This window comes from Lysobacter sp. CA196 (genome assembly GCF_052078695.1).
GTDB lineage: Bacteria > Pseudomonadota > Gammaproteobacteria > Xanthomonadales > Xanthomonadaceae > Lysobacter.
In genome coordinates, this window is the sequence record NZ_JBQJIN010000012.1 from 72,966 (window position 1) to 94,183 (window position 21,218).

Annotated in this window: 21 protein-coding genes; 11 read left to right on the forward strand and 10 right to left on the reverse strand. The window is 66.1% G+C overall.

The features are described 5' to 3' along the window. The first annotated feature begins 181 nt into the window (after positions 1-181). On the forward strand, positions 182-856 hold the full coding sequence (locus ACTOWK_RS12755) for a DUF6304 family protein (protein ID WP_441330529.1): 675 nt from the start codon (positions 182-184) through the stop codon (positions 854-856). A 27-nt stretch (positions 857-883) separates the two neighbouring features. Here ACTOWK_RS12755 and ACTOWK_RS12760 read toward each other — a convergent pair whose 3' ends face one another. Then, entirely contained in the window at positions 884-2,413 is a 1,530-nt protein-coding gene (locus ACTOWK_RS12760; RefSeq protein WP_441330530.1) for an aldehyde dehydrogenase family protein, read from the reverse strand. A gap of 107 nt (positions 2,414-2,520) precedes the next feature. Then, entirely contained in the window at positions 2,521-2,964 is a 444-nt protein-coding gene (locus ACTOWK_RS12765; RefSeq protein WP_441330531.1) for a MarR family winged helix-turn-helix transcriptional regulator, read from the reverse strand. A gap of 801 nt (positions 2,965-3,765) precedes the next feature. Between ACTOWK_RS12765 and ACTOWK_RS12770 the strand changes: the two genes are divergently transcribed. Next, positions 3,766-5,142: a galactose oxidase-like domain-containing protein gene (locus tag ACTOWK_RS12770; RefSeq protein ID WP_441330532.1), complete on the forward strand. Its 1,377-nt coding sequence runs from the start codon at positions 3,766-3,768 to the stop codon at positions 5,140-5,142. 138 nt (positions 5,143-5,280) lie between these two features. On the opposite strand, the gene ACTOWK_RS12775 is transcribed toward ACTOWK_RS12770, so the two are convergent. Next, a complete protein-coding gene (locus tag ACTOWK_RS12775) occupies positions 5,281-7,092 on the reverse strand; it encodes a diguanylate cyclase domain-containing protein (protein WP_441330533.1) in 1,812 nt (603 codons plus the stop codon). 925 nt (positions 7,093-8,017) lie between these two features. Between ACTOWK_RS12775 and ACTOWK_RS12780 the strand changes: the two genes are divergently transcribed. From ACTOWK_RS12780 to ACTOWK_RS12790, 3 genes are read left to right on the forward strand one after another with little or no spacing between them, the layout of a single operon-like run. Further along, positions 8,018-10,132, forward strand: a complete 2,115-nt coding sequence (locus ACTOWK_RS12780) for a hypothetical protein (protein ID WP_441330534.1) — start codon at positions 8,018-8,020, stop codon at positions 10,130-10,132. A 12-nt stretch (positions 10,133-10,144) separates the two neighbouring features. Beyond that, on the forward strand, positions 10,145-10,357 hold the full coding sequence (locus ACTOWK_RS12785) for a hypothetical protein (RefSeq protein WP_441330535.1): 213 nt from the start codon (positions 10,145-10,147) through the stop codon (positions 10,355-10,357). Further along, complete coding sequence (locus tag ACTOWK_RS12790; protein WP_441330536.1) at positions 10,358-10,627, forward strand: hypothetical protein; 270 nt, start codon at positions 10,358-10,360, stop codon at positions 10,625-10,627. Positions 10,628-10,682: 55 nt separating this feature from the next. Here the strand turns inward: ACTOWK_RS12790 and ACTOWK_RS12795 are convergent, their stop codons facing one another. After that, complete coding sequence (locus ACTOWK_RS12795) at positions 10,683-11,201, reverse strand: DUF2938 domain-containing protein (RefSeq protein ID WP_441330537.1); 519 nt, start codon at positions 11,199-11,201, stop codon at positions 10,683-10,685. Next, on the reverse strand, positions 11,194-12,072 hold the full coding sequence (locus ACTOWK_RS12800; protein WP_441330538.1) for a class I SAM-dependent methyltransferase: 879 nt from the start codon (positions 12,070-12,072) through the stop codon (positions 11,194-11,196). The genes ACTOWK_RS12795 and ACTOWK_RS12800 overlap by 8 nt, the downstream gene beginning before the upstream one ends. A gap of 72 nt (positions 12,073-12,144) precedes the next feature. Between ACTOWK_RS12800 and ACTOWK_RS12805 the strand changes: the two genes are divergently transcribed. Continuing rightward, positions 12,145-12,582: a helix-turn-helix domain-containing protein gene (locus ACTOWK_RS12805; protein WP_441330539.1), complete on the forward strand. Its 438-nt coding sequence runs from the start codon at positions 12,145-12,147 to the stop codon at positions 12,580-12,582. 35 nt (positions 12,583-12,617) lie between these two features. Here ACTOWK_RS12805 and ACTOWK_RS12810 read toward each other — a convergent pair whose 3' ends face one another. Beyond that, a complete protein-coding gene (locus tag ACTOWK_RS12810) occupies positions 12,618-13,523 on the reverse strand; it encodes a LysR family transcriptional regulator (RefSeq protein WP_441330540.1) in 906 nt (301 codons plus the stop codon). 130 nt (positions 13,524-13,653) lie between these two features. Between ACTOWK_RS12810 and ACTOWK_RS12815 the strand changes: the two genes are divergently transcribed. From ACTOWK_RS12815 to ACTOWK_RS12825, 3 genes are all read left to right on the forward strand, one after another. Next, the gene (locus ACTOWK_RS12815; protein WP_441330541.1) at positions 13,654-14,520 is read left to right on the forward strand and encodes a pirin family protein; all 867 of its coding nucleotides are present in this window, start codon (positions 13,654-13,656) and stop codon (positions 14,518-14,520) included. A gap of 114 nt (positions 14,521-14,634) precedes the next feature. Next, positions 14,635-15,324 carry an isochorismatase family protein gene (locus ACTOWK_RS12820; protein ID WP_441330542.1) on the forward strand — a complete coding sequence of 230 codons (690 nt, stop codon included), beginning with the start codon at positions 14,635-14,637 and terminating at the stop codon, positions 15,322-15,324. Positions 15,325-15,502: 178 nt separating this feature from the next. Beyond that, entirely contained in the window at positions 15,503-16,381 is an 879-nt protein-coding gene (locus ACTOWK_RS12825; RefSeq protein WP_441330543.1) for a sensor histidine kinase, read from the forward strand. Between the two features lie 91 nt (positions 16,382-16,472). Here ACTOWK_RS12825 and ACTOWK_RS12830 read toward each other — a convergent pair whose 3' ends face one another. The 4 genes from ACTOWK_RS12830 to ACTOWK_RS12845 all read right to left on the reverse strand — a co-directional run bounded on the left by ACTOWK_RS12830 (position 16,473) and on the right by ACTOWK_RS12845 (position 19,331). Further along, positions 16,473-16,673: a hypothetical protein gene (locus ACTOWK_RS12830; protein WP_441330544.1), complete on the reverse strand. Its 201-nt coding sequence runs from the start codon at positions 16,671-16,673 to the stop codon at positions 16,473-16,475. 377 nt (positions 16,674-17,050) lie between these two features. Continuing rightward, positions 17,051-17,623, reverse strand: a complete 573-nt coding sequence (locus ACTOWK_RS12835) for a hypothetical protein (protein WP_441330545.1) — start codon at positions 17,621-17,623, stop codon at positions 17,051-17,053. A gap of 219 nt (positions 17,624-17,842) precedes the next feature. Then, entirely contained in the window at positions 17,843-18,211 is a 369-nt protein-coding gene (locus ACTOWK_RS12840) for a hypothetical protein (protein ID WP_441330546.1), read from the reverse strand. Between the two features lie 118 nt (positions 18,212-18,329). Continuing rightward, positions 18,330-19,331 carry a M23 family metallopeptidase gene (locus ACTOWK_RS12845; protein ID WP_441330547.1) on the reverse strand — a complete coding sequence of 334 codons (1,002 nt, stop codon included), beginning with the start codon at positions 19,329-19,331 and terminating at the stop codon, positions 18,330-18,332. Between the two features lie 369 nt (positions 19,332-19,700). Here ACTOWK_RS12845 and ACTOWK_RS12850 point away from each other — a divergent pair, with 369 nt between their 5' ends. Together ACTOWK_RS12850 and ACTOWK_RS12855 are read left to right on the forward strand one after the other, a co-directional pair. After that, on the forward strand, positions 19,701-20,354 hold the full coding sequence (locus ACTOWK_RS12850) for an energy transducer TonB (RefSeq protein WP_441330548.1): 654 nt from the start codon (positions 19,701-19,703) through the stop codon (positions 20,352-20,354). 49 nt (positions 20,355-20,403) lie between these two features. Beyond that, positions 20,404-21,087 carry a TonB family protein gene (locus ACTOWK_RS12855; RefSeq protein ID WP_441330549.1) on the forward strand — a complete coding sequence of 228 codons (684 nt, stop codon included), beginning with the start codon at positions 20,404-20,406 and terminating at the stop codon, positions 21,085-21,087. Positions 21,088-21,218: the final 131 nt, after the last annotated feature.

Sequence of the window (21,218 nt, forward strand, 5' to 3'; positions counted from 1 at the left end):
AACTTTTCTACATAACGCGGATCCGGCCGTGGAAAGGACAGTGGGCAACCGCCGGAGCTTCGCCGTCGGGCGCCGGCATTTATCGACGGGTAGAACACTGCGGACGAGTCCGCGCTCGCCCGGCGGCCGTCGCGGCAGGCCATGGATATACTTTCATGCAGGCCAAGCGCAAGGGACATCGATGAGCGTGGCGATCTACCCGGGAACTTACCGCGACCGGTACGGCGATGAGTCCCTGCAGTTCGGCAACGACGGCCGCAAGCTGAGCACGACGATCCGCGGCGTCGATTTCGCCGGCGAGGACTTCGACATGCTCTCCGCCGCGGCCGCTACGCCGGAGGACCGGCTCGCCTCGTTCTCGTTGAATCAGGGCGACCTGAGCGAATGCGTGTTCACGGTGGACATTCCGCTGCCGGTCGTGGCGGCGGCGCTGGATGGCTCGGAGACGATCGCGATGGGCGTGGTGCGCGCGACGATCGAACTCGGTGTTGGCCGGAGTAATGGTGGCCTGGACAGCCAACGCCTGACTTTGTCGCTGACGTTCGCGGATTGCCGCGTCGCCTCATCCGGGACGGGCGATTTCTTCGAGACCGAACTGCTCGACCTGCAGCGGCAACTGCCCGACGGCGTCTACCTCAAGGCCTGCATCAACTGCCTCTATTCCGACTACAGCCCCTACGGACAAGGCTCGTTCGGCAGCATGTTGTGTTTCCGTAACATAAAGGACGAGTACCTCCAGGTTACGTCGAAAGAAGCATTCCGGGCGGTGCACGGGCGACATGATCGCCTCGTGCAGGAGACCTATCTGTGCGAGCAGTTCGCCCGCCGCGTGCCGGGCACCGGTTACCGCGGGTAAGCCGCGCGCATTCGCTCGCCCGCCGCCTCAATAACCGAGCCGCACCGCCTTGATCTCGGTGAACGCCGACAAGCCGATGTGGCCGTTCTCGCGGCCGTAGCCGGATTGCTTGACCCCACCGAACGGCAGGGTGGCTTCGCCGCCACCGCCGTTGACGATGACCTGGCCGGTTTCGAGCCGGCCGATCAGGCCGTGCACGGTGCCCAGGTCGCGCGCCCACAGTTTCGCCGACAGGCCATAGCGGGAATCGTTGGCGAGCGCGGCGACGGCGGCGGGCGAGGCGTCGTCGGCGAACGGGGTCGCCACGATCGCGGGCGCGAAGATTTCCTCTTGCGAGATCCGCATGTCGGCGCTGGCTTCGGTCAACAAGGTCGGTTCGAAGAAATAGCCCGGTCCCGGCCGCGCGCGGCCGCCGCGCAGCGCTGTCGCGCCAGCGGCGAGGCTGTGCTGGATGATGCCCTCGGCGCGCCGGCGCTGCCGGTCCGAGATCATCGGCCCCATGTCGGTCGCTTCGTCGTAGCCGGCGCCGATGCGCAGGCGGTCCATCGCCGCATGCATTCGCTCGAGCAGGGCGGCGTGGATCGAATGCTGGACGAACACGCGCGACCCCGCCGCGCAGTACTGCCCGCTCTTGAACGCGATCTCGGCGACGATCGCCTGCGCGGCCTTGTCGAGGTCGGCGTCGGCGAACACCAGCACCGGAGATTTCCCGCCGAGTTCGAGTACGACCCGCTTCAGGTTGCTGCGCGCGGCCGCGACCATGATCGAGCGGCCGACTTCGGTCGAGCCGGTGAAGCTGATCAGGTTGACGTCGGGGTGGTCGGCCAGCGCCTGTCCGGCGCTCACGCCCTCGCCGGTGACGAGGTTGACCACGCCATCGGGGAGGCCGACCTGGCGGCAGAGTTCGCCGATGCGCAGCGCCGACAGCGGCGCCAGTTCGGCCGGCTTGATCACCGTCGTGCAACCGGCGGCGAGGGCGGCGGCGAGCTTCTGCAGCACCATCAGGAACGGCGCGTTCCAGGGCGTGACGATGGCGACGACGCCGATCGGTTCGCGCAGGAAATAGTCCATGCCGGGTTGGTCGGCCGAACGCATCGGCACTTCCCCGGCGATCTTCGTGGCCCAGCCGGCGTAGTCGCGCAGGGAGCGCAGGCCCAGTGGCAGGTCGCCTGTGCGGATCGAGGCCAGGCTGTGGCCGGCGTCGAGCGATTCCAGCAACGCGAATTCCTGTTGCCGGGCTTCGATGGCGTCGGCCAGGGCGAACAGCAGCGCGGCGCGTTTCGATGCGGGCAAGCGCGGCCAGGGGCCGTCGCGAAAGGCGCGCCGCGCCGCGGCCACGGCCAGGTCGATGTCGCGGCTGTCGCCTGCGGCGATCGTGGCGATGCGCTTGCCGGTGGCGGGGTCGTCGACGTCGAGCGTCATGCCCGATGCGCAAGCACGCCAGGCGCCGTCGATCAGCACGGCCGGCGGCTGTTGCGACAACGCATGGCGCAGCGCGTCGAGCGCCTGGTCGACAGGCGCGGACGCGCTTGTGGTTTCGTTCGCAGCCTGGGTCATGCCGGTGACTCCCGTAGAGCTAAGCGACGTCCGCACGATGCCGCGCCGACACTGAGTTGATATTGTCAACTATCCGGCTACGAGTTGATAAAGTCAACTTTAGGCGGTCAGCCCGGGTCGGAGGTGGGACCGTGCGACATGCGCCGCAGCAGGCTTTCGAGCTGTTTGCGTTCGGTCTGGTTGAGATCGTGCAACAGATCCTTAGCCACCACGGCCCGCAAGGCTTCGGCCTCGGCGTGGGTCTCGGCGCCGCTGGCCGTCAGGCACAGGCGCTGGCGCTTCTCGCCGGCTTCGTTGTCGATCCGCTCGACGTGGCCGCGCTCCAGCAGGGTCTTGATGATCCGCGCGATCTGGGCCTTGTCGCGCCCGCTCTCGCGGACGATGTCGTTCTGGGTGCAGCCGCGATGGCGTGCGACGAAGCGCAGGGTGCGCGCTTCCATCGCCGCCAGGCCGAGCCCGGCTTCGCGCAGCGAGCGCTGCATGCGTGCGGTGGCCTGATGCATGATCGTGTTGACGAGGTTGAGTATCTCGATGTCGCGGCTGGCCGGCATGGGCGTTCCACCCTGGATGACCGGCGGATTGTCCGGGCGCCGAGATGACAATGTCAACTTCTGCGGCGCGGGTACCGCGCGAGGCATGCACGCTCCGGGTGGAGCTTGGCATCCTGCGTCGTTGCGATGAAGGGGTGATCGCGAGAACGCGCCGAGTGCGCACGCCGCACGCTGCGGCGGCCTTGCGCAACGCGACGAAGATCGCTGCGTGGCCGCGGATGCAACGGCGCGATCGATATGAATCTTTTGAATGTGTTTTGAAGCACGTTACCAGGATCGCGTTGCCTCGACCGCATCGATCCGCAGTAACCAACGTGCGCGCAAGCGCGATCGGACTTCGCTTTGCCCAAGCTCGTCGCCGCGGCTGAGCGATCGAATGCAGATGCGTCGACGAAGGCGCTCGCGAAGATGGTTCATCGAGTTAACAAAAGCTGCGGTGACAGGTCGGGCGTTCTGTGATTGAACTGGTAAGTGGTGCGGCAGAACACAGGGGGATGCAGCGCTGCGTTTTCTCATGGATGCATCTAAGGAGTTGTAATGGAAAGACCGAACAGGCTGCCCTTGATCGTTGGATTGGCTGCATCGTGTGCAGCATTGGCCGCCACGACGATAACCGGCACCCCCGTCCCGGCGTCATCGAACAACGCAGCATCGAACCACCCAACACCGGCATCGGCACAGACCGCCAAGCCGCCCGCGGCCCCCACCGAGGCCCCCAGACCGGACACCGCGAACGCGCCTACGCCATCGGTCTCGATTCCCGAGTACGGCGACCCGGTCAAAGGAAATTACTCTGCGGTCATGAAGTGGCCATTGATCGGCATCCACGCCGTGCTGACGCCGGACGGGCGGGTGCTGTCCTATGGCAGCGACCGCAACGGCATCCAGACCGGAAAATTCGTCTACGACATCTGGGACCCCTTGCTCGGCACCGGCCTGGCCTCGCACAACACCCTGCCCAACCGGACCAGCGTCGATGTCTTCTGCGGCGCGCAGTTGATCGTGCCCGGCACCGGCAACGTCCAGTTGTTCGGCGGCGACATCACCAGTGCGGCGGGGCAGAGCACCAACAATCCGAATGCCGACACCACCCTCTACCGCTCGCTCGACGACAGCCTGAGCAAGACCGGGTCGATGCATCGCAAGCGTTGGTATGCGACCGCGACCGCGTTGGCCAACGGCGAGATCTACGTGCAGGGCGGTGCCGGCGGCAAGGATCTGCCGGAAGTGCGCCAGCGCAACGGTACCTATCGTCTGTTGACCGCGGCGAACACCAGCGGCGTCTTCGAGTATTACCCGCGCAACTTCCTCGCCCCCGACGGTCAGATCTTCGGTTTCAATAACCAGGTCATGTACCGGATCAAGACCGCAGGCGCCGGCGCGTTCCAACGCGTCGGTACCTTTCCGGGGCCCAACATCGGTTGGACTTCCTCGGCGGTGATGATCGCGCCGACCAAGATCCTGCAGATGGGCGGCGGCAACCTGCAGGCGGCGTCGAGCCAGGCGCATGTGATCGACATCGCGGCGACCGTGCCGAAAGTCGAGCAGGTGGCTTCGATGACGTACCCGCGCCACTGGCACAACGCCACCGTGCTGGCCGATGGCCGGGTGCTGGTGTCCGGCGGCAGCCAAGTCGCGAACAAGGCCGTCAATGTCGGCTATACCAGCGAGCTCTACAGTCCCGAGCTCAAGCGTTGGACCTTGGCGGCGAAGGCGCAGCGAATGCGTCTTTATCATTCGACCGCGCTGCTGTTGCCCGATGCGACGGTGCTGACCATGGCCGGCGGCGCCGCAGGGTCGGCGCCGGTCAATAATCTCGATGCCGAGATCTATTACCCGCCGTATCTGTTCCTGCCGAGCGGCAAGCGCGCTCCCAGGCCGGTCATCGTCTCGGCGCCGCTCAACGTGCAGGCCGGGGCGACGATCTCGATCGGTAGCCCGAACGCCGGCAGCATCAAGCGCGTCGCCTTGGTCAAGACCGGTTCGGTTACGCACTCTTTCGACATGGATCAGCGCTATATCGAACTACCGTTCACCGCGGTCGGGCAAACGCTGACGGCGGTGCTGCCGCAGAACAAGGCGCATACGCCGCCGGGGTCGTACCTGTTGTTCGTGATCGACAGCCTCGGCACGCCTTCGCAGGCCGACATCCTGAGGATCAACCCACCGCCGGTCTGAGGGTTCGCGCCGAAAGCGCGAGGCGGGGTTGGGTAACGCCGAAGCCGAATGTTCTCGCAGTCGTCGCGCGGCCGGGCTTTGTTCGGCCGCGCGACGTCAAGGAAGGTGGCGAGGGGCTGCGGCAAAACATGGCGCTGGTCAAGCGAACCCGTTCTCGACGTTGTCGGGCGGCGGCGCGGTCACCGATTCGATGTGGAAGGCGTTGCGTTCGCGCTTGGCGTGATACAGCGCGGCATCGGCGACCGACATGAAGGTCGCCGCATCGGTCGGCACATGGGTGTAGGCGATGCCGATGCTGGTGGTGACCCGGATCGTCGTGCCGTCGACGACGACGTCCTGGTTCATGGTCTTGATCAACTTGCGCGCGACTGCCTCGGCCGCTTGCGGTACGGCCGCATCCTCGATCAGCACCACGAACTCGTCGCCGCCCAGGCGCGCGGCCAGGTCGCTGTTGCGCACGCAGTTCAACAGGCGATGGGCGAATATGCGCAGGATCTCGTCGCCGGCGGCATGACCGTAGCTGTCGTTGATGCGTTTGAAGTGATCGATATCGAGATACATCAGCGAGGTCGGCGTGCCGTGCCGTTGCAGGCGCGCGAGCGCGAGCGCCATGCGTTCGTCGAACTGGCGCCGGTTCGCCAGCCCGGTCAGGGTATCGACCAGGGCCAGGCGTCGCAGCTCCAGGCGATTCGCTTCCAGGGCTTGTTCGGCGATGACCCGGCGGGTGACGTCGCGGCCGGCATAGATCAGGTCGAAGCCCTCGCCTTCGGTGGAGGGGATGGTGCGGGTGACCGCCTCGATCCAGACGTAATGGCCTTCCTTGTGGCGCACGCGGTAGGTCGAGGTGACCGGTTCGTGCGTAGCGACGACGTCGGCGATGATCTGGGTCTGCCGTTGCAGGTCCTCGGGATGGATCAGGCTGGTGCGCGTGCCGAGCATTTCGGCCGGGGTCCAGCCCAGCATGTCCTGGGCCGACGGCGAGACGTAGATGCGCTCGCCGTCCACGCGCATGCGCACGATCACGTCGTGCGAATAGTCCGCCAGCAGCCGATAGCGGTGCTCGCTCTCGCGCAGCCCGGCCACGAGCCGCTTGCGTTCGGCCATCGCCAACGCCACCGGGATGGTCATCAGGCAACCGCCGGCGATGTAGAGCTGCAGCAGCGCGACCCGTCCGGCGGTGCCGAAGCCGTCGACCAGCCACAACGGCCCGTAGCCGAGCGCCGTGGCCGTACTGCCGATCAGGGTGAGCAGGATCACCCCGACCGCGACGCCGGCGAAGCGGTGGCGGAACGCGCCCAGCAGCAGCACCGGGTAGGCCATGAACAGGATCGGATAGCGCGACAGGAAGATCGCCAGGCTGATGACGGCGAGCAACAACATGGTCAGGACGAACGACCAGCGCCGCCCGGGCGCGGCGATCAACCCCTTGCCCTCGCGATGCACCACCAGGGTCGAGGTCGCGAAGATCACCATGCCGACCACGTGCGCAGCGAACCAGGTGACGAAGTCGATGATGAACGAGGTTGGGTGCAGGGCAGTGATGATCGATGCGGCGATCAAGCCGGAGGTCACGCACGCCACCAAGGTGATGGAGGTGGCGATGCCACCGAGGCTGATCCAGCGCTTCGGGTCGCCCACGTTCGGTATGAAACGCCGGACCACACCGGCGACGATCAGTACTTCCACCACATTGGTCGCCGAGATCGGCGCGGCCTGGGCGACGGGTTCCGCGGTCGCCAGCCGTGCCGCCAACTCGACCGCGAAGGCCAGGACGATATACCCCGGCCAATGGGCGGTGGCGCGCGACAGCAGCCAGCCGACCAGGATGCCGTTGCCGATCCAGACCGCGGCGAGTTCGCCCGGGCCGCGCGATAGCGTCAGCGAAGCCCAGGCCGAGGTTCCGATCAGCAGCGCCATCAGCGCGTAGTCCGTCCAGGGACGCTTGGGCATTGCGGGTGCGTCTCTCACACTCCCTCCTGCACAAGGTGGTCGGCTACTAGAGTGCGCCTCGGCTTTGCCCGTTTATCGTGACGCCCTTCGCTGCACGTGCCTTGGTTATCCAGCTCCGGAGGCTAGGGCGGCAGGTGTAAAGAAGGGGTGACCACGCGGGCGTGCACTTGCGCGTGACAGCAATCACAGCCGCTCGGCGCTGTCGCGCGCAGCGTGATCGCCGCTCGTTGGTACCGCGATGGATCTGCCGATTGCGATAACCCGATCGCGTCATGGTTTCAATCGCCGAGGGCCGGACCGGCCTGCATCGCAAGCGTGTCGACCTTCTTATACGAGAGTTCCGTTCGGCAACGGTCATGCCGCCGTGCTCGGTCCGGGAGGTCACGGATGACAGCGGCCGATGCAGCGGCCGCGCGGATCGTCTCGCGTCGGTGCGTGCAGGACCGGCGAGCGGTGCATCGAGCCGCTCGCGAATGCGCCGAGGCAGGTCGACGACCGTCGGCGCCGGGCATCCGAACAGCCAGCGGCCCTCCCCGGGCATCCATGTCGTTGTAGGGCTCGTATGTGCTTTGACAGAGAGGGGCAGAAACTGCCGCATTCCGCATCCTGCCCGAGGGGGCTTCGGCCGAGCGGGCCGGCCCAGTAGGCGGTACCCACGGTATATCCGAGTAGTATCGGAACTTGGCATGGTTTTTGTGACTTTCATCACTAAATATTAACGGTAACCGGTTCGCGGGCTCCGACCGTACGGCTGGCGGCCAAGTGGAACACTCACATGAATAAGCCATGCCGGAAGGCGCTGCGAACCCCGACCGTCCTCGTAGGGTCAATGTGCCTCGGGCAGGGTCGGCTGTTTCCGGCGAACCCGCCTGCCGTCCACGCCGCTTCATTGCCGCCGCCGTCGACCACCTCTGGGGAACCGAACATGTTCAAGACAGAACGTTCGCCGCAGACGACGCGTTCGATCTGTAGCCGGTCTTCGGCCCTGCTGTTGGTATCGCTGCTGTTGGCGCTGCCGGCCGGCTCGGTGTTCGCACAGCAGGGCATCGGTATCGGAGGAACCATCTCCATCGACGGCTTGGTCGGAGCCAACACAGTCAACATCGAAGATCGCGACTGTGCCGCGAACAAGGCCGTGATCGGCGGCCGTCATACCGATCGCGCTATCGGCCCGGCTAACAGCGCCGACGGCATGACCGTCGACTATGACCTACGCTGCGCCGCGATCAGTACCGACGGGGTGACCGTAACCGTCACTCAGGACGCGACCTTTACCGATTTCAACAGTTTCGACCAGCGGGATGTGGTGATCCAGAACACCTGCGCTGCCGGCCAAGTCGTAGGCCGCGGCGGTGGCTACGACCGCAACTACCTCAACACAGGCACCTGGGCCAGCTCGGTTCAGCACGTCTGCTATGCCTTGGTGCTCAACGCCAATGACTGGGTCAAGCGGTCGTCGACCGCCTCGTCGACCCAGGACATCGGCAACAACGAGAGTTATGCCACGCATACGCTGCGTGGACCGGCCTGTCCCGACACCATCGACACGGTCAAGGTCGGATACCGGTATCACGGCGGCGGCGAGGGCATCGACGGTTTTCGCCAACGCTGTGGTCAGTTTCTCCAAGCCCGCTTTTCCGCCGCGCTCAACTTCACCGATTTCGCCTGGAGCACCACACTCGGCGCCGGCGGTTGGACCGCTCAACTCACCCATACCAGCGGCAACATGGCCGTGCGCACCCCACGCCCGACCGGCGTCAACGACCTCACCCAGTTCGAGAGTGCGAACGAGCTGTACGTACTGCCCGGCGCCGGCTACTCGGCCACGCCGATCGCACCGGCCGGCATCGCCGCCAACACCTATGTCGTGACGACCACTTGCATCAACCAGACCCGCACCGACGAGCAGGATCTGGCCTGCCCGCTGGTGGTCAACGGCCTGCCGGATATCGCAGTGAGCCTGTCCACACCGGCCCCGGTCTACAGCAACTATGGCCAACTGCAGAACATCGTGCTGACCGCGACCAACCGCGGCCCCGGCGCCACCGACGGCAACGACGGCTACACCGTGGTCGCGACCCTGCCGGCCGGCTGGACCGCCGGCACCCTGCCGGCCAACTGCACCGCCAATGGCGCGAACACCATCGTCACCTGTGCGCTCAACCCGACGCCGTTGGCCGGCTCTGCATCGCCGGGCGGCAACGGCGGCACGGTCAGTTTCACCATTCCGGTCACGGTCAATTCGCCGACGCTCAGCGGCAGCTACACCGCCAACGCCGCGCTCGGCCGCGCCGTGCCCGACGGCGACGGCGATGCCACCAACAACGATTTCAACACTGCCAACGACACTGCCAGTGGCCCGTTGGTGTTCCAGAAGCAGCCGATCCTGCGCCTGCGCAAGGCGCTGCCGCTGGGCCGCTTCGTCGGGGATGATCAATTCGCACTCAACATCGCCGGCACCGGCGGCCCTGCCACGGCGACGACCACCGGTACCGGCAGCACCGCGACCGGCGAGGCCGTGTTGAACGGTGCGGTCGCGGCGAGCTACAGCTTCACCGAGGCCGGTGCGGTTGGCGCCAATCTGGCCAACTACACCACCACCTATGCCTGCACCAACGCACTCGCCGGCGGACAAACCCCGAGCGGCAGCGGCGCCAGTTTCAATGTCACCGCGGTGGCCGGCGACGATCTGACCTGCACCTTCTCCAACACCCGCACGCCGCTGGCCAACCTGGTCATCAGCAAGACCAACACGCCGGGTGCCGGCCCCGACGATCAGGCGAGCGACACGCTGACCCGTGGCGCCGCGACGACTTACTCGATCGTGGTCAGCAACAACGGACCCGACACCGTCACCGGCGCGATCCTGCGCGACCAGGCGGCCGGCCGCATCGGGCTGACTTGCAGCGGAACGCCGACCTGCACCGGCAGTGCCTGCCCGGGCGGATTGACGATGGCGGCGCTCGAGGCCGGCGTCGCCCTCGGGGCCTTGGCGAACGGAGCGAGCATCACCGTCAGTCTGCCGTGCACGGTCGACTGAGTTCGGCAGACGTTGCGTGCGGCGTGCGGGTCCGAGACCTCGGCGTTACCTTCGATCGGTGTTACCCGCCCATCGAAGGCCGACGCTGACGACTTCGGCAAGTGCGCCAAAGGCGGGTTCGATGCCGGCGACATCGGCATCGAAGAATTCATCGCCCAGGTCTCCGAAGAACTGCGCCTGCGCGGCCAGGCCTCGGTGCTGTACAGCAAGGCCATCGACGACTAGGTGCTGACCGATGCGCAACTGGCGCAGGCCGAGCTCGATCAGGCCATCGCCGAGGCGCGCGCCAGGATCGCGACGATCAAGCAGGTGCGCAAGGCGATCGAAATCTTCGCCGGCGTGGCGGTGCTGGCCGCCTCGATCGTCGCGCGCGACGCCAACGGCACGGTCAAGGCGACCAAGGCCCTGGCCAAGCTGGCGAAAGGCGACCAAGACAAGCCGGCCGCGAAGGCCGCCGCCAGGAAGGCGAAGAAAGGCCCGAAGACGGTGGCCTGAGCACCGTCGCCGACGGTCCGGCGGCTCGGTGATGATGTCGAGCCGCCGGATCGGCTCAGGCCATGTGCGCCTGAAATACGTCCAGTAAATTTGCCGCGACCGCCGCCAGATACAGCCCGACGCCGAACACGGCGTGGGTGAGCAGACTCTGCATTCGCGCGAACCCGGGGCGCGGTGTGCGGCGCGCGGCGAAGCCGGCACCCATGCCCGGCTGCATCAGCAGGAACGGCGCGGCGACGCTGCCGATGCCGACGACCAGGGCCGGCGCGAGAGTGGGGCGGCGCGCCCAATCGAGCCCCCATACCGCGAGCAGCACCGCGGCGAAGGCGATGCCGATCAGATAGTGGGCGCTCCAGCCGATCGCGCGTTCGCCGCGTACCGGCGGCGTCGCGGCGATCGGGTCGTGGCGGAAGCGTCCGCGCGGCAGATAGGCGAGCCAGCGGCCGACCAGGCCGTAATCGGCTGCCGCGATGTGCAGCAAGCGGGTCCGGACCAGCCCCCAGATGTCCATCACTGCCGTCGCGCCGATGCCGATGACGGCGGCACGCACCAGCGCTTCGACGAGCTCAGGCACGGTCTGCACCGCTCGACGGCAACGAAGACGACGTCGCACGCGCGCCGATCATCCAGCAGGCGGCGCGGTAGCGGACCTCATCGCCATGCACATAGGGCTCGAACGCGGCGCGGACCGGATCGACGACTTGGGCGCGCGTGCTTGCGTCGGCTTCCTGCAGGAACAGGCCCAGCGGCCCGAGCCGGCTCAGGTAGCGCACCAGTTCGCTCTCCGGAAAGCTGCAGGCCACGTCGATCGGTTGGATATCGATCTCGCTCCAGCCGCTGTCGTCGAGGATGCGATGCACGCGCTGTGCATCGGCGAAAGCGAACTGGCCCGGCCCATCCGCGCGCCGTGCGGGCAATTGGGGCAGCAGCGGAGCCGCGGCGCGTTCGGCCGTGGTCATGAACGGATTTTCGGCGGCGCTGCGCCAGGCGATGGCGTGCAGCGCGGCGCCGTCGGTTGCGGCGCGGCGAAGATTCGCGAAGGCGGCGACCGGGTCGGCGAAGAACATCACGCCCAAGCGCGAGACGATCGCGTCGAAACGGGCCGGTTCGAAGTCGCAGGCCTGGGCATCGGCGCAGACGAATCCGGCCGGCGTGCCCTCGGCTTCGGCCCGCGTCCGCGCCAAGGCGATCATCGGCGCGGAAATGTCGATGCCGACGCAGTGTCCGCCGCGTCCCAGTCGGCGTGCCAGCGCGAGCGTCACCGCGCCGGTGCCGCAACCGATGTCGAGCACCTCGCGCGCCGAAGCGGCGAGCGCTTCGACCAGCCGGTCCTGGAGGGGTTGGAACATGCCGTCGAGCAGCGCCTGGGTATCGACCCAGGCCTGTCCGGCCAGGCCGTTCCAGAGTTGCGCCTGCTCGTTGCCGGCGTCGTATGCGGTGTTCATGCGCGTGTCCCGATTGCCATCCAGCGGCGGAGACGGCACTGTGCCAATTCAAGTGGACTTGAGGTCAAGAGGGTGAAGGAACTCGACATCGCCGAGGTGGCGCAGCGCTCCGGGGTGCCGGCTTCGACCCTGCGCTACTACGAAGAAAAAGGCCTGATCGCCTCGATCGGCCGGCATGGCCTGCGCCGGGTGTTCGCCGCCGGCGTGCTCGAACGCTTGGCGCTGATCGCGTTGGGGCGCGCGGCCGGTTACCGCCTCGACGAGATTGCGCTGATGTTCGCGCCGGACGGCGAGCCGCGCATCGACCGCGACCGGTTGCGCGCCAAGGCCGACGAACTCGACCAGACCATCCGCCAGCTCAGTGCGATGCGCGACGGCCTGCGCCACGCCGCGGCCTGCAAGGCGCCGAGCCACATGGAATGCCCCACCTTCCGCCGCATCCTCCAGGCCGCCGCTACCGGGGCCATCGGCGCGCGCGGCGACAAGCGCAGGTCGCCGCCCCCGAACTAGCCCGCGCATCGCCGCCGCTCGGGCGCACAGCCGCGTCATTCCTCGTCGATGCGCTTGAAGCGCTCGGCGAGGAAATCGATCAGCGCGCGCACCGACGGCAGCAGCCCGCGACGCGAGGCGAACACGGCATGGACGATTTCGCGGCGCGGCGCCCAGTGCGGCAGCACGCGCACCAGTTCGCCGTGGGCGAGGTGCTCGCGGATCATCATGGTCGGCAATTGCACCAGGCCCACGCCCGCCAGCGCGGCCGAGCGCAAGGTCAGCATGCCGCGCGTCACCAGCCGCGGTCGATGATGGATCGCGGCATGCGCGCCGTCCGGGCCGTACAGATTCCAGATGTGCTCGTTCTGCGGCACGCCCAGGTCCATGCTCGGCAGCCCGGCCAGATCGGCCGGCATCGCCGGCAGCCCGAGCTGTTCGATCAAGTGCGGACTGGCGACCAGGCATTGGCTGCGTTCGGACAGCACGCGCATCACCAGGTCGGTGTCCTGCAGTGGCGGCGGGCGCACCCGGATGGCCACGTCGATGCCTTCGCCGACCACGTCGACGCGGCGGTTGGTCGCGTCCAGATGCAGCTGCACGCGCGGATGCTCGCGCAGGAACTCGGCGATCATCTCGCCGACCAGCGCATCGAGCAGGGTCACCGGACACGACACGCGCACGATGCCGCGCGGTTCCGAACGGGTGACTTCGATAGCCTCTTGCGCGGCTTCGGCTTCGACCAGCATCGCCTTGCAATGGGCGTGGAAGCTGCGGCCGACCTCGGTCACCGAAAAATGCCGGGTCGAGCGCTGGATCAGGCGCACGCCCAGGCGGTCTTCGAGCAGGGCGATGCGCCGGCTCAGTTTCGACTTGGGCAGCCCCAGCGCACGTCCGGCCGGGGCGAATCCGCCGTGGTCGACCACCTGGGCGAAGTAGTAAAGGTCGTTGAGGTCCTGCATGGGCCGGCCCACCAGTGTTCGTGAAATAGGACTCTGAGGCTGAATATCGGCGTCTACCGCGGCTATCGTCCCAAGAATACCGTGTTTCCAACGGAAGCCGCCCGCCCCGGGCCGCTCCAAGGAGATCACGATGAAGAACGTCCTCGGCGTCTACAGCGCCCCCAAGCCGCACTGGGTCGGCGACGGTTTTCCGGCCCGTTCGCTGTTTTCCTACAACAGCCACGGCCGCCACCTGAGCCCCTTCCTGTTGCTCGATTACGCCGGCCCGATGAAGTTCGAGCCGGCCGCCCATCCGCGCGGTGTCGGCCAGCACCCGCACCGCGGTTTCGAGACCGTCACCATCGTCTACGAAGGCGAGGTCGACCACCGCGATTCCACCGGCGCCGGCGGCCACATCGGTCCGGGCGACGTGCAGTGGATGACCGCGGGCTCGGGCATCCTGCACGAGGAATTCCATTCGCAGGCCTTCACTCGCAACGGCGGCACCCTGGAAATGGTGCAGCTGTGGGTCAACCTGCCGGCGAAGGACAAGATGTCGGCGCCGGGCTATCAGACCTTGCTCGACCGCGACATTCCGTCGGTCGATTTGGCCGACGGTGCCGGCCGCGTCCGCGTGATCGCCGGCGACTTCCGCGGACATCGCGGCCCCGCCCGTACCTTCACCGCGATGGATGTCTGGGACCTGCGTTTGAGCCAGGGCCACAGCGTCGAACTGCCGGTGGCGGCCGGCCGTACCCTGGCGCTGATCGTGCTGCGCGGTTCGGTGCGGGTGAACGGCGGCCAGATCGTGCACGACGCGCAGATGGCGACGTTCGACCGCGCCGGCAGCGATGTCGTCGTCGAGGCCAGCAGCGACGCTACCGTGTTGTTGCTGAGCGGCGAACCGATCGACGAGCCGATCGTCGGCTACGGCCCGTTCGTGATGAACAGCCAGGAAGAAATCAGCCAGGCGATCGGCGATTTCAACAGCGGAAAGTTCGGCCGCATGGCGGTCTGAACTCCCCGCTTCGAGCAGGACGCTTCGAGCATCGAGCATGACGCTCCCACCGACCCGGCTGCATCCGAGCGGATGCAGCCGCGCTTCCCTTCGCACCCCAACTTCGAGGTTCCCATGACCACGCATGCCCAAGCCGCCAATTTCGCCGGCGCCCGCCCGGTAATCGATCCCGCCGATGCGGTGATGCTGTTGATCGATCACCAGAGCGGCCTGTTCCAGACCGTCGCCGACATGCCGATGACCACCTTGCGGCGCCATGCCACCGCGCTGGCCAAGATGGCCACGCTGGCGGGCCTGCCGGTGATCACCACCGCCTCGGTGCCGCAGGGCCCGAACGGCCCGCTGATCCCCGAGATCCATCAATACGCGCCGCATGCGACCTACGTGGCGCGCAAGGGCGAGATCAACGCCTGGGACAATCCCGACTTCGTCGCCGCGGTCGAGGCGACCGGACGCAAGACCCTGATCGTCGCCGGCACCATCACCAGCGTGTGCATGGCATTCCCGAGCATCAGCGCGGTGCAGGACGGCTACAAGGTGTTCGCGGTGGTCGACGCCTCCGGCACCTACTCGAAGATGGCGCAGGAGATCACCCTGGCGCGCGTGGTTCAGGCCGGCGTCGTGCCGGTGGACACCGCCGCGGTCGCTTCCGAATTGCAGCGGACCTGGCACCGCGACGACGCGGCGCAGTGGGCCGAGGTCTACGCCCATATCTTCCCGGAGTACCAACTGCTGATCGAGAGTTACGCCAAGGCGCAGGACGTTGCGACCCGGCACGAGCCGCTGGATTCGCAGCGCGCCTGAGGCCCGCGGTCGCGGCAACGGCGGTCGTCGCACCGCCGTTGCCACGATGCCGGCTCGATGAATGCTTTCGCTATCGCCGCGCCGAAGTTCGTGCGCGTCGTCGCTGAAACGACGATGCGTTCACCACCCGCTAACGGGATCGGCGTTTAGTCGGGTCAGCGCTCACGAGAGATCCGCCGTGAACGCCATCCCCGCTCCAATCGTTGCCCCATCCGAATCGCAACGACAACGCGCGCTCGACCAGACCCGTATCCTCGACAGCCTGCCGGAGCCGGTGTACCAGGATCTGGTGCGGCTGGCCGCTGCGGCCGAGCGGCTCGACCCGGCGCGCGTCTCGGCGCCGCTGAGCGAGTCCGGGCCGGTCGAAGTGGCCAAAGCCGCGGCCGCCTTCAACGCCTCGCAGGCGCGCATCAGCCACTACCTGGCCGAGCGCCTGCAGATACTCGCGGCGATCTCGCACGACCTGCAGACCCCGATCACGCGCATGAAGCTGCGTGTCGAAGGCATGGACGCCAGCCCGCAACGTACGCGCCTGGGCGAGGACCTGTCGCGGTTGGAGCAACCGGTGCGCGAAGGCATCGCTTATGCGCGCAGCACTCACGGCGCCACCACGCCGCCGGTGCAGCTCAACCTGCACGCGCTGCTCGACAGCATCGTCTGCGACTACCAGGACGCGGGCAAGCCGGTGCATCTGGCCGGCCACACCGATCTCTCGCTGACCACCCGCCCCCAAGCGCTGCGCCGCGTGCTCGAAAACCTGATCGACAATGCGATCAAATACGGCGGCAACGCCGGGCTCAGCGTTCGCGCGATCGCGCGGGACCGGCTCGCGATCGACGTGGACGATGCCGGCCCCGGCATTCCCGAGGAGCACATGCAGGCGGTGTTGGAGCCGTTTCATCGCCTGGAGAGCTCGCGCAATCGCGACACCGACGGCACCGGATTGGGATTGGCGATCGCCGAGCAACTCGCGGCCCACCTGGGCGGTGAACTGCGGCTCGCCAACCGCAGCGAAGGCGGGCTGCGGGCGACCCTGGTGCTGCCCGTCGTTCACTGAAGCGAATCGGGATTCCGCTTACGAAGGCCCGAGCTGAACGAGTCAGCTTCAACGCCGGTCGCTGCGCAGCGGCGGCGCAACATCGCTGCCGTCAACCGCCGCTCGGGCCAGTCGCGTCGCCGAACCAGCACAAGGCATCCAGTTCCGCCGGCGACAGGTAACGGACGATGATCTCAGCCTCGTCCGGCGGATGGATCAGGCGCACCGCGGTGGTCGCCTGATGCTCCTGGTAATGGGTCTTGGCGGCATGGCAGGCGCCGGCGATCGCGTCGGCGCGCGACGAGTACGCCATCGGCGGCGCGTCCGACGCATCCGCGCGCACGCACCAGGCACCAGGCTGTTCTTCGATGACGTCGTAAAACTGCACTGTGCTGGCGACTCGACCGTCGCGCCCCCCTTGTTGCTCCTGCCGTGGAGAATAGCTTGCCGGAGCGGGGAAGACGCAAGCTGGTGCGCCAAATATCACGGTCGCGAGGTTCGCGCCAAGCGGAAGGGCCACGCCAGACAGCAGCTCTCGGGTCGGGCGATCCGACTCCCGGTGGGCGCATGCCCCAGGCCGAGGTTGGCGACGAGTGAAGCGCCAAGTTCGCAGGCGTTGGGCTGCGAACTTGGGGCGACGGACGACGAGCGCGACTCGGTCGTCGTCGCAGCGAGGCCAGGCCTCGGCGATCAGCCTTCGTACTTCCGGTCGCCTTTGTACCAGTCGCCGTCGGGACGGCGATACCAATCGGGCGACTGCGCCGGGCCCAACGCGCCGGGTCCGCTGCGGCTCTCGTCGATGTAGGTGATCTTGTCGATCGGCACCCAGACATCGTGGTTATAAGTCGTGCTGTGCAGAGTCAGGCAGCGATTGGGAAAGTCGACGTTCTTCAGCTTGCCCTGTTTCGCCGTTTGCGATATCGCCCCGGGGAACTGGCCCCAGATCATCAGATACTCGCCGAGCGCGATCCGCTTGATCTGATCGTCGATGGTCTCCGGAGCGCTCTCTTCATTGTCCACCGCCAAACCGTGAACTTCGGCGAGCGACAACTCCAGAGATTCTCCCGATTCGATGGCGACCAGGTAAACCTTGTCGGCATCCACGTCGATGTTCTCGATAAAAGCCTCGAAAGTGCGGCCGTCGTTCAACCAGATCGTTGCGTAGTCGCCCGATCGGATCGCTTCCGATACCCGTTGTCCGTCCATCTGCATCTCCTGATGCGGTTGTGGGATCGCATTGCGAATATCGTAGCGTCGAGGCATCGAAAACCGTTGCGAACATCGGCACGCAGGTTTCGAGCGCAAGTCACGAATATCGAAATCCGGAGTGCGATGAACGACTCCGTTGTCGCCGGAAGAGCGATCTCGAAATCGTGCAGACAGCTTCCGATGCGCGGTCGGCGCTCGCCGCCACGGTGTCGAGTACGGACCGGAAACTCGCGCTTCCTGTCGGAGTCGGAGACCTTTTTTGCGTCGACTCGACTATGCAGCGGCTTGCGCCGCGACCAGATAACCGATCATCGAGACGATCAGCCAGATGCAGGCGAAGGTAATGGGCGCGGCCAACAGTACCCGCCACTTCCATCCGCCGCCGGCGACTTTCGAGGGCTTCTGCAGTCCCGCCACGATGTAGACGGACCGATTGCCGATGTAGATCGAAAGAAGCACCGCCAGCGCATAGGACGCATAGGCCAGCAGGTCGCTGCCGAACTTCGCGCCGACATAGCCTACGGCGGCGACGAGCGTAGTCCACTCGACCACGCGGAAAACCTCTTCCGATAGCCTTCTGAGTTTGTACTCGAAGCCGATTTCCTTATACAGCCCCGCCCAATCCGTGGTTTCGTGGTTCATGGAGGTTCCTGCTTCGGTCGTGGACTGATGAGCACAACGCGGACGGCGCCCTATGCCGGCCATGGCCCGGCGACCATCCGCGTTCGGCGGCTGCGCCGTGCGGTAAGCGAAGCGAGCGTTACTGGGACGATGGGCGGATGCGTTGCCCCTTCGTAGGCTCGCCTCGTCTCACCGGCGTGCCGTCGGCGAGGTAGTCGGTGAACTGCGCGGGCAGTGCGGCCGCGCTGTTGAACTTCGGGCCGTCCTGCAACTGATAGTGCAGGTGCGCTTCCGAGGAATGGCCGCTGTTGCCGCACTCGGCGAGACGGTCGCCGGCATCCACGCGGTCGCCCCGTTTCACTCGCAGCGAACCCTTGCGAAGGTGAGCGAGCATCGAGAACTCGCCATTGCCGTGGTCGATGATCACTCGGTTACCGGTCAGGTCCCTGGCATTCAATCTGCCGGGCGGATTGTCGGCGACGTAGTCCACCACCTCGACGACTTCGCCTGCGGCCGGCGCCAGGATCGGCTTGCCGAAACAGTAGTAGTCTTCATTGCGAAGTCCATCGCCGGCATGAGTGGCGCTGCCGTGGACGACGGCCAGGTCGGCGGCGAAGCGCTGGCCGCCGAACTCGGCATGGTAGTTCTGCTCGAGCGTGCGGCCGCCCCAGAACACCATGAACTCCTCGTCGAACGGCAACTGCAGCGCGGTCTTGGTCCGATAATCGAGATGCTTGCTCGGCGCGGCCTGTTTCGGAACCTTCGGCTCCGGGAGGATAGAGAAAGCGTTGATTTTGCCGTTGCCCGCGAACGACCACATCACCGTGTAGACGTCGGGGGATTTCTCGAAGCGAATTCGCCGCCTGTACACGCTCGCGAGAGGCTTCGTGCTGACCGACTCCTCAAGAACGGTCTGCTCGGTGCCAAGTTCAGTGCCTACCTTATCGCGAAAGATCGCGAGACCTTCCCTGGACTTGAATAGACCTTGCATGCCGGCATCGAAGCTATCCCATACGGTATCGATGCGTTTCGCATAGAACGCGGCGGTCAGATCGGCGCCGGCTTTGCGCGCATCCAGTGTATGCGCGGTCGTTGCATGAAGAAACACGGACAACAAGACGAGCAAGAGATAGCGCTTCATGTCGCAGCTCCTGTGTCGCATCGGCATTCCCGATGCCGTAGATCGCGATGTAGCGCGATCGAAAGTCCGCGACAGCGCCGTCTGTCTCAGTTTAAACACGTACCTCGATCCGATGGAAAGATCCATCGGTCGACGCTCGACCTCCGGTGCGAGAAACGGATAACGCAAAGCGTCGCGCGCAGCGGACGCGCATCCACCGACTTCTGTCATGGCTTCAGTGCTCGGCGGAGGCACCGCAGCAGCACCTTCGTGGCGTCCGGAAGGAGCGGTTTGTTATCGGCATGTTAGTCTTCGTGAGCAAAGTGAACGCCGAACGTCCGCGCAGGACACACGAAAAGGAATGGGCTCATGAGACAGACAGGGAAGTGGATGGTGGTCGGCGCGCTTCTGGCTTTCGCTGCGGCCGATGTGCCGGCCCAGGAAGCCACGGACATCCTCGCCAGCATCGACATATCGTCGTACCGGCTGAACCCGCCCGCCTATCCGCCCGAAGCCATCGACGCCTGCGTCGGCGGCACGGTGGTCCTGCTGATCGACATCGACAAGGATGGCCAACGCAGCAAGGCCGTGGTCGAACGCTCCAGCGGCTACGCCTATTTCGATCAGGCCGCCGTCGAAGCGAGCAAGCGCTGGAAATACAACCCGGGGACGGAAAACGGCCAGCGCGTAGCCGGCAAGTTGCGCATGCCGGTGGACTTCGCCGAGTACGACGGCTGCTGGAGCGGCGATGTGGATATCGAAGCCCGCGCCGACGAGGCCACGATGAAGGCCTATCCCGTCAAGTGGCCCGCGATCGTCAAAGACAAGCGTCTGGACGGCTTGGTCGTGCTGCTGATCCAGGTCGACCGGGACGGATCCAAGAAGGACATCAAGGTCGGCGTGTCCAGCGGCAATGAGGACATCGACCAAGCGGCCATGCTCGCGGCGCTCGAATGGACGTTCCAGCCGGCAACGTTGAAAGGCAAGCCGGTGCGGTCCTTGCTGCAGTTGCCTTTGCCGTATGGCAAACGAGCGAGCCGCTGACGCTTCCTTCCGAATGCTCCATCCATCCGTCAATCCGTGGATCGAACCGATGAAGTCTGTGCCCACGATCGCGCTGGTCGGCGCGCTGTTTTTGATCGCGAACGATGCGAATGCTCAAGGCGTCCCCAGCATCGACGCGACCCTGGATAAAGCCTCGAAATTTCGTCATCGCCCGGTCTATCCGGAGCAGGCGATCCCCACCTGCGCCTCCGGCACGACGGTCATCATCATCGACGTCGATGATGATGGTCGCTTCGTCGATGCCGTTGTCGAGAAGTCCAGCCGCAATGCCCATCTCGACCGCGCCGCGCTGGAAGCCTCGCGCCAGTGGACCTACAGCCCCGCAAGCGACGAGCAAGGCAACAAAGTCGCGGACAAGATACGGATTCCGGTGGATTTCGAAGAACACGAAAGCTGCTGGACCCAGCTGATACCCGACACCCTGGCCCGGCCCGAGCCGTCCACGGTGGAGCGCTCCCCGCCGCGATGGCCCGCCATCGTCGACGAGAAAGGGCTCAGCGGCGAGGTCGTGGTGCTGGTATTGCTCGAAGAAGACGGCTGGAAGCATGAGGTCCGGGTCGGAACCAGCAGCGGCGATCCCGCCATCGACTCTGCTGCCGTGCAGGCGGCGGAGAACTGGAGATATGAGCCGGCGGTGCTCGACGGAAAGCCAGTGCGTACGGTTTTGCGGTGGTCCATGCATTACGGCAAAGGCGCGCCTGATTCGCGCTGACGCATCGGTGTCGCATCACGATCGATAATCCAGCTCCTCCAGTCACTCAAGCCGCAAGCGGAAGGCGGCAACCAACATGCGCGGTTTATTCAAGCCGCCAGCCCGGCGCGGGGGTCAGCATGCTGGCCTCG